The following is a 7768-nucleotide window of genomic DNA, read 5'->3' as shown; positions in this document are numbered from 1 at the left end:
GGGTCGGGGGCCGTCCGGTGCGGCTGGTGGGCATCGCCGCTCACCCTGCCATGCCGGACGGGGGCGTTGCGCGGTGAACGCCCCCAGGCCGCTCGGGCACCAGCCACATCCGTGTCACGCGTCCCTCCCAGGTACGCCCGGCACCGCCGCCGGGCGAGGCGGACCCGGGTCAGCCGTCGGCGGAGCCGAGCTCACGAACGGCGTCCGCGAAAGCGTCCCCGCGCTTGTTGTAGTTGGCGAACATGTCCATGGAGGCACAGGCCGGGGCCAGCAGCACCGTGTCGCCCGCCTGAGCGAGTCTGTGCGCCTCCTGGACCGCCGCGCGCATCGCCCCAGTGTCTGTCCGGTCGAGGTCGACGACGGGTACCTGCGGGGCGTGTCGCGCGAGGGCTTCCCGGATGAGCGCGCGGTCCGCGCCGATCAGCACGGCGCCCCGCAGTCGCTTCGCCGACTTGGCCACCAGTTCGTCGAAGGTCGCGCCCTTCGCGAGCCCGCCCGCGATCCACACGATCGGCTCGTACGCCGCCAACGAGGCTTGTGCGGCATGCGTGTTGGTGGCCTTGGAGTCGTCGACGTAGGCGACCCCGTCCACGTCCGCCACGTGCGCGATGCGGTGGGCGTCCGGGGTGAACGCCCTGAGGCCGTCCCGTACGGCCCTGGCGGGCACGCCGTAGGCGCGGGCGAGGGCCGCAGCGGCGAGGGCGTTGGCGATGTTGTGCGGGGCCGGCGGGGTGACGTCGCCGACCTCGGCGAGTTCCTGGGCGTTCTTGTGCCGGTCCTCGACGAAGGCGCGGTCGACCAGGAGGCCTTCCACGACGCCGAGTTGGGACGGGCCCGGGGTGCCGAGGGTGAAGCCGACGGCGCGGCAGCCCTCCTCGACGTCGGCCCCGCGGACCAGGTCCTCGGTGGCCTTGTCGGCGACATTGTAGACGCAGGCGACCCGATTGCCCTCGTAGATACGGCCCTTGTCGGCGGCGTACGCCTCCATGGAGCCGTGCCAGTCCAGGTGGTCGGGGGCCAGGTTCAGCACCGCGGCCGAGTGGGCGCGCAGGGAGGGCGCCCAGTGCAGCTGGTAGCTGGAGAGCTCCACGGCGAGGACGTCGTAGCGCTCCTCGCCGAGGACCGCGTCCAGCAGGGAGACGCCGATGTTGCCGACGGCGGCGGTGCGCAGGCCCGCCGCCTTCAGGATCGAGGCGAGCATCTGGACGGTCGTCGTCTTGCCGTTGGTGCCCGTGACGGCGAGCCAGTCGGCGGCGTCGGGGCCGCGCAGGCGCCAGGCCAGTTCGACGTCGCCCCAGACCGGGACGCCCGCCTGCTCGGCCGCCGCGAACAGCGGCTTGTCCGGCTTCCAGCCGGGCGCGGTGACGATCAGCTCGGAGCCCTCGGGGAGGGTGTCGCCGTCGCCGAGGCGCACGGTGATGCCGAGCGCCTCCAGCTCGGCCGCCTGCGCCCGGGCGCGCTCGTCGGCGCCGTCGTTGACGACCGTGACGCTCGCGCCGAGGCCGTGCAGCACCTTGGCCGCCGGGACGCCGGAGACGCCGAGCCCGGCGACGGTGACGTGCTTGCCCTGGAAGTCGAAGGGCTCCGAGGAGGTCACTTGTCCGCTGCCCATCCTGCGTAGAAGAGGCCAAGTCCGACGATCACACAAATGCCCTGGATGATCCAGAAACGGACCACGACGAGCACTTCGGACCAGCCCTTGAGCTCGAAGTGGTGCTGAAGTGGCGCCATCCGGAAGACGCGCTTTCCGGTGAGGCGGAAGGAGCCGACCTGGATCACCACGGACATGGTGATGAGGACGAACAGGCCGCCGAGGATGGCCATCAGCAGCTCGGTGCGCGAGCAGATCGCGAGGCCGGCGAGCACACCGCCGAGCGCGAGCGAACCGGTGTCACCCATGAAGATCTTGGCCGGCGAGGTGTTCCACCACAGGAAGCCGAGACAGGCGCCCATGAGCGCGGAGGCCACCACCGCGAGGTCGAGGGGGTCACGCACCTCGAAGCAGGCGCCCGGGTTGGTCAGCGTCTGCGCGTTGGCGCAGGACTCCTGGAACTGCCAGACGCCGATGAAGGTGTAGGCGCCGAAGACGAGCACCGAGGCGCCGGTCGCCAGACCGTCCAGACCGTCGGTCAGGTTCACGCCGTTCGACATCGCGAGGATCATGAACAGCGCCCAGACCACGAACAGCACGGGGCCGATCGTCCAGCCGAAGTCCGTGATGAACGACAGCTTCGTGGAGGCCGGGGTGTTGCCGCGGTTGTCCGCGAACTGCAGCGACAGCACCGCGAAGCCGATGCCGACGATCAGCTGGCCGGCCATCTTCGCCTTGGCGCGCAGGCCGAGCGAACGCCGCTTGACGATCTTGATGTAGTCGTCGAGGAAGCCGACCAGGCCCATGCCGACCATCAGGCCGAGCACCAGCAGGCCCGAGAAGGTCGGCGCCGCGTCGACGTCCGGGTCCAGATAGCCCGTGATCACCTTGGCCAGGAAGTACGCGGCGACGGTCGCCAGGATGAAGGCGATGCCGCCCATGGTGGGCGTACCGCGCTTGCTGGCGTGCTCGCGCGGGCCGTCGTCGCGGATGTACTGGCCGTAGCCCTTGCGCGCGAGGAGCTTGATCAGCAGGGGGGTGCCGACCAGCGTGAGAAAGAGACCAATGACTCCTGCGAACAGGATCTGCTTCATCATCGGGCGGAAACCTCACCCTCGGCACCGGACTCGATGAGCGCCTGCGCCACGCTCTCGAGGCCGACCGAACGGGACGCCTTCACGAGTACGACGTCCCCCGGGCGCAACTCGCTGCGCAACAGGTCGACCGCCGCCTGTGCGTCGGACACGTGCACCGACTCCTCACCCCACGAACCCTCGTTATATGCGCCCAGTTGCAGCCAGGCGGCTTCCCTGCCGCCGACCGCGACGAGCTTGCTGACGTTGAGCCGGACGGCGAGCCGCCCGACCGCGTCGTGCTCGGCGAGAGCCTCGTCCCCGAGCTCGGCCATCTTGCCGAGCACCGCCCACGTACGGCGTCCCTTGCCCATGGCCGCCAGCGCGCGCAGCGCGGCCTTCATGGACTCGGGATTCGCGTTGTAGGCGTCGTTGACGACCGTCACGCCGTCCGGGCGCTCGGTGACCTCCATCCGCCAGCGGGAGAGGGAGCCCGCCTCGGAGAGCGCCACGGCGATCTCGTCAGCGGACATGCCCAACTCGTGGGCGACGGCGGCCGCGGCGAGCGCGTTCGACACGTGGTGCTCACCGTACAGGCGCATGGTCACATCGCTTGCACCGGAGGGTGTGTGAAGCCTGAACGAGGGCTGTCCGGTGTCCGTGAGTCGCACGTTCTCGGCAGAGACGTCCGCTTCGCCGGACTCTCCGAAAAAGATCACCTTCGCCTTCGTACGGGAGGCCATGGCCCGTACGTAGGGGTCGTCCATGTTGAGTACGGCCGTCCCCTCCTCGGGGAGGGACTCGACGAGTTCCCCCTTGGCCTGGGCGATCTGCTCACGGCCGCCGAACTCGCCGATGTGGGCGGACCCGACGTTGAGCACCAGGCCGATCTTCGGAGGGGTCAGTTCCGTGAGGTAGCTGATGTGCCCGATCCCCCGGGCGCCCATCTCCAGGACGAGGAACCTGGTCTCCTCGGTCGCGCTGAGCGCGGTCAGCGGCAGCCCGATCTCGTTGTTGAGGGAGCCGGGCGTGAACACCGTCGGAGCCTTGCGCTGCAGCACCTGCGCGATGAGGTCCTTGGTGCTGGTCTTGCCCGCCGAGCCGGTGAGGGCGACGAGCGTGGCGCCGAGGCGGGCCACGACGTGCCGGGCGAGGGCGCCGAGGGCGGTCTGGACGTCGTCCACGACGATCGCGGGCACGCCGACCGGGCGGGTGCCGAGCACGGCCACCGCTCCCGCCTCGACGACCGCCGCCGCGAAGTCGTGGCCGTCCACGCGCTCCCCGGCGAAGGCCACGAACAGGCTGCCCGGCCCCGCCTCGCGGGAGTCCCGGACGACCGGGCCGGTGACCTGGACGGACGGATCGGGTATGTCGTGCGTCTGCCCGCCGACGACTTCTGCGATCTCGGCGAGGGAGAGGGCGATCACAAGTTCATCCCCTGGGTCTTCTGGATTTTCATCCCTGGGTCTTCTGGATGGCTTCGCGCAGCACCTGGCGGTCGTCGAAGGGACGGACCACCCCGGCGATGTCCTGGCCCTGCTCGTGGCCCTTGCCCGCGACCAGCACGGTGTCGCCCGGCTCGGCGCGGGCGACGGCGGCGGCGATCGCCGCGGCCCGGTCCTCGAAGACCTGCACCTCGCCCCGCTCGTGCGCGGGCACGGACGCCGCGCCCTGGAGCATCGTGGCGAGGATCGCGAGGGGGTCCTCGCCGCGGGGGTTGTCGGAGGTCAGTGTGGCGGTGTCGGCGAGCCGGGCCGCCGCGGCGCCCATGGGCTCGCGCTTGGTCCGGTCCCGGTCGCCGCCGCAGCCGAGGACGATGTGCAGCTTGCCCTCGGTGACCTTGCGCAGGGCGCGCAGCACGGACTCGACGGCGTCGGTCTTGTGGGCGTAGTCGACGACCGCGAGGTAGGGCTGCCCGGCGTCCACGCGCTCCAGACGTCCCGGGACACCGGGGACGGCGGCGACGCCGTCGGCGGCGGCCTGCGGGTCGAGGCCGGCGACGGCGAGGGCGACGATCGCGGCCAGGGTGTTGGCCACGTTGAAGGGCCCGGGCAGCGGCGACTTGGCGCTGATCCGCTCGCCCTTGGGGCCGACGACGGTGAACGTCGAGTCCAGCCGGCCGACCTTGACGTCCTCGGCGCGCCAGTCGGCGTCGGGGTGGCCCTCGGCGGAGTAGGTGACGACCGGGACGGTGGCTTCCTTGGCGAGCCTGCGGCCGTACTCGTCGTCGACGTTGACCACGCCGAGTTTGCCCCGTTTCGGGGTGAACAGCTGCGCCTTGGCCCGGAAGTAGTCCTCCATGTCGGAGTGGAACTCCATGTGTTCCGGGCTGAGGTTGGTGAAGACGCCGATGTCGAAGACACAGCCGTCGACCCGGCCGAGGACCAGGGCGTGGCTGGAGACCTCCATGGCGACCGCGTCGACCCCGCGCTCGCGCATGACGGCGAACAGGGCCTGGAGGTCGGTGGCTTCGGGAGTGGTGCGCTCGGACTTGATGCGCTCGTCGCCGATGCGCATCTCGACCGTGCCGATCAGGCCGGTGGACCTGACCGTCTTCAGGCCGCCCTCGACGAGGTAGGCCGTGGTGGTCTTGCCGGAGGTGCCGGTGATGCCGATCTGGAGCAGGTCCCGGCCGGGGTGGCCGTAGATCGTGGCGGCCAGCTCGCCCATCCGCCCGCGCGGGTCGTCGACGACCAGGACGGGCAGCCCGGACGCGGCGGCGCGCTCGGCGCCGGTCGGGTCGGTCAGCACGGCGGCGGCACCGAGGCCCGCGGCCTGGTTGACGAAGTCGGCACCGTGCAGCCGGGCCCCCGGCAGGGCGGCGTACAGGTCGCCGGGGCGCACCGCCCGGGAGTCGTGGGTGATGCCCGTGACCTCGGCGGCGTTCTCCGGTGTGGAAGCACCCAGCTGAACGGCGAGTTCCGCGAGGGGTGTGGCGGAGACCTGCACCGGCCTGGGCGGCCCGGGGTATGTCACGGGATGGCCCTTCTGGGTGGTTTGGGACTGATCAGCGTGTGGCACGGCGGTGAGCGTACCGGGCGTACCCGCCTCCGGGCGAAGTGAGGGGCCGGGGCTGCTCGGGTTGCCGGGCTCGGGGGTGATCGTTGTCACGGAGGCGGTCCTGGTGGCTCGGTGGGGCTGAGTGCTGATCAGGGCGGTCGGCGCTGATCACTGCTTGGCTGTCACTGCTTGAAGGAGACGGGCAGCTTCGCGGCCTTGGCTCCGGTCGGGGGGACCTGGAGGGACTTCAGTGCGAACTCCATGACCTTCTTGTAGACGGGTCCGCAGATCTGACCGCCGAAGTAGCTGCCCTGGGTGGCGTTCTGGATCGCGCAGTAGACGGTGACGCGGGGCTTGTCGGCGGGTGCGAACCCGGCGAACGACGAGGTGTAGCCGTGGTACTTCCCGGTGGCCGGATCCACACGGTTGGCGGTACCCGTCTTGCCCGCGACGCGGTAGCCGGGGATGCGCGCCTTGGTGCCGGTGCCCTCCTCGTCGTCCACGACGGACTCCAGCATCTGGGCGAGGGTCTTCGCCGTCTTCGCGTCGACGACCCGGTTCTTCGCGGGCTTCGGGGCGGGTGTGAAACGCCCGTCGGGGCCCTTGGTGCCGCGCACGAGGGTGGGTTCGATGCGGACCCCGCCGTTGGCGATGGTCGAGTACACCGAGGCCGCCTGCATGGCGTTGATGGAGACGCCCTGGCCGAAAGGGATCGTGTACTGCTGCGAGGTCGACCACTTGTCGGGCGGGGCGAGGATGCCCTTGGTCTCGCCGGGGAAGCCGAGCCCGGTGTAGCTGCCGAGGCCGAAATCGCGCAGGTAGTCGTAGAGGACCTTGTTGGCCTGGGCCTGGGTCTTCCCCAGCTGTCCGGTGGCCAGGATGGTGCCGATGTTGCTTGACTTGGCCAGGACGCCGTTGAGCGTCAGGTACCAGGTCGGGTGGTCGATGTCGTCCTTGAAGAGCCGGTCCCCGCGGTGCAGCCGGTTGGGCACGACCACATGGGTCCCGGGGGTCGCGGCATTCTCCTGGAGGACGGCCGCCATCGACATGACCTTGGCGGTGGAGCCGGGCTCGAAGGCGTCCTGGAGGGCCGCGTTGCCGAGGGCGGCCGGGTCGGCGTCGGACAGGTCGTTCGGGTCGAAGCCGGGCGAGTTGGCCATGGCCAGGATCTGCCCGGTACGGGTGTCCTGGACGATGACGTAGCCGCGGTCGGCGGCGGACTCCTTCACCTGGTCGCTGATGGCGTTCTGGGCGGCCCACTGGATGTCGCGGTCGATGGTGAGCTCGACGTCGCTGCCGGGCACGGCGGGAGTCTCGGTGGAGCCCGCGGTGGGCACGAGACGGCCGCCGGACTGGGCGTAGCGGATCTTGCCGTCCTTGCCGGCGAGCTGCTTGTTCAGCTGCAGTTCGATGCCGCCGCCGGGCTTGCCCTCGGCGTTGACCCAGCCCAGTATCCCGGCGGCCAGGTCGCCGCCCGGGTACACGCGCTTGCTGGTGGCCACGGAGAAGACGCCCGAGAGGACGTTGGGCGTGGACTTGTCCGCCTCCGCCTTCTTGGCGAGCGCCGACTTGAGGTCCTTGATCTGCTTCCAGACCTGCGGGGTCTGGCGGGAGGCCAGCTTCACGTAGCGCAGGGCCTTGTTCTCCGGCCGCAGCTTCTTGACCAGGTCCTCCTGCTCCTGGCCGAGGATCGGCGCGAGGAAGGCGGCCGCCTGCTCGGGCCCGTCCCCGATCTTCAGCATGTCGGGGGCGAACATGGTGGGGTCGGCGGTGATGTCGTAGGCGTCCTCGCTGGTCGCCAGGGCCACGCCGGACCGGTCGGTGATCTCCCCCCGGTCCGCGGCCAGCACCTGCCCCACGTACCGGTTCTGCTCGGCCTTGGCGGCGTAGGTGCTCGCGTCGACGGCCTGCACCTGGAAGAGCCGCACGACGAAGGCGGTCAGGACCAGGGTCAGCGCGAGTCCGACCAGGCGCAGACGGGGGCGGGGGCTGCCGAGCCGCAGCTGCCTGGGCGCCGCCGGACGGGCCTGCCCCGGCCGCCGGGCCGGACGGGCACCGGGCCCGGGACGGCGCCGGGCGTCGGGGCGGCGTCGGGCGTCGGGGC

General features: G+C 71.0%; 5 protein-coding genes. All 5 read right to left on the bottom strand.

Going from position 1 to position 7768, the window contains the following annotated elements; genetic code table 11:
- Positions 1 to 169 precede the first annotated feature (169 nt).
- Positions 170 to 1612 carry a UDP-N-acetylmuramoyl-L-alanine--D-glutamate ligase gene (gene murD / locus K4G64_RS37475; RefSeq protein WP_221760337.1) on the bottom strand — a complete coding sequence of 481 codons (1443 nt, stop codon included), beginning with the start codon at positions 1610 to 1612 and terminating at the stop codon, positions 170 to 172.
- The gene (gene mraY, locus K4G64_RS37470; protein ID WP_221760338.1) at positions 1594 to 2685 is read right to left on the bottom strand and encodes a phospho-N-acetylmuramoyl-pentapeptide-transferase; all 1092 of its coding nucleotides are present in this window, start codon (positions 2683 to 2685) and stop codon (positions 1594 to 1596) included. The genes murD and mraY overlap by 19 nt, the downstream gene beginning before the upstream one ends.
- Complete coding sequence (gene murF, locus K4G64_RS37465) at positions 2685 to 4091, bottom strand: UDP-N-acetylmuramoyl-tripeptide--D-alanyl-D-alanine ligase (protein WP_221760336.1); 1407 nt, start codon at positions 4089 to 4091, stop codon at positions 2685 to 2687. The genes mraY and murF overlap by 1 nt, the downstream gene beginning before the upstream one ends.
- A 28-nt stretch (positions 4092 to 4119) precedes the next feature.
- A complete protein-coding gene (locus K4G64_RS37460; protein WP_221760335.1) occupies positions 4120 to 5640 on the bottom strand; it encodes a UDP-N-acetylmuramoyl-L-alanyl-D-glutamate--2,6-diaminopimelate ligase in 1521 nt (506 codons plus the stop codon).
- Positions 5641 to 5846: 206 nt separating this feature from the next.
- Positions 5847 to 7768: penicillin-binding protein 2 (locus K4G64_RS37455; RefSeq protein ID WP_221760334.1), on the bottom strand; the 1922-nt coding region annotated here is incomplete at its 5' end.

Source organism: Streptomyces sp. WAC04114, assembly GCF_019733245.1.
Lineage (GTDB): Bacteria > Actinomycetota > Actinomycetes > Streptomycetales > Streptomycetaceae > Streptomyces > Streptomyces massasporeus_A.
This window is presented reverse-complemented; position numbering and strand designations above follow the sequence as displayed.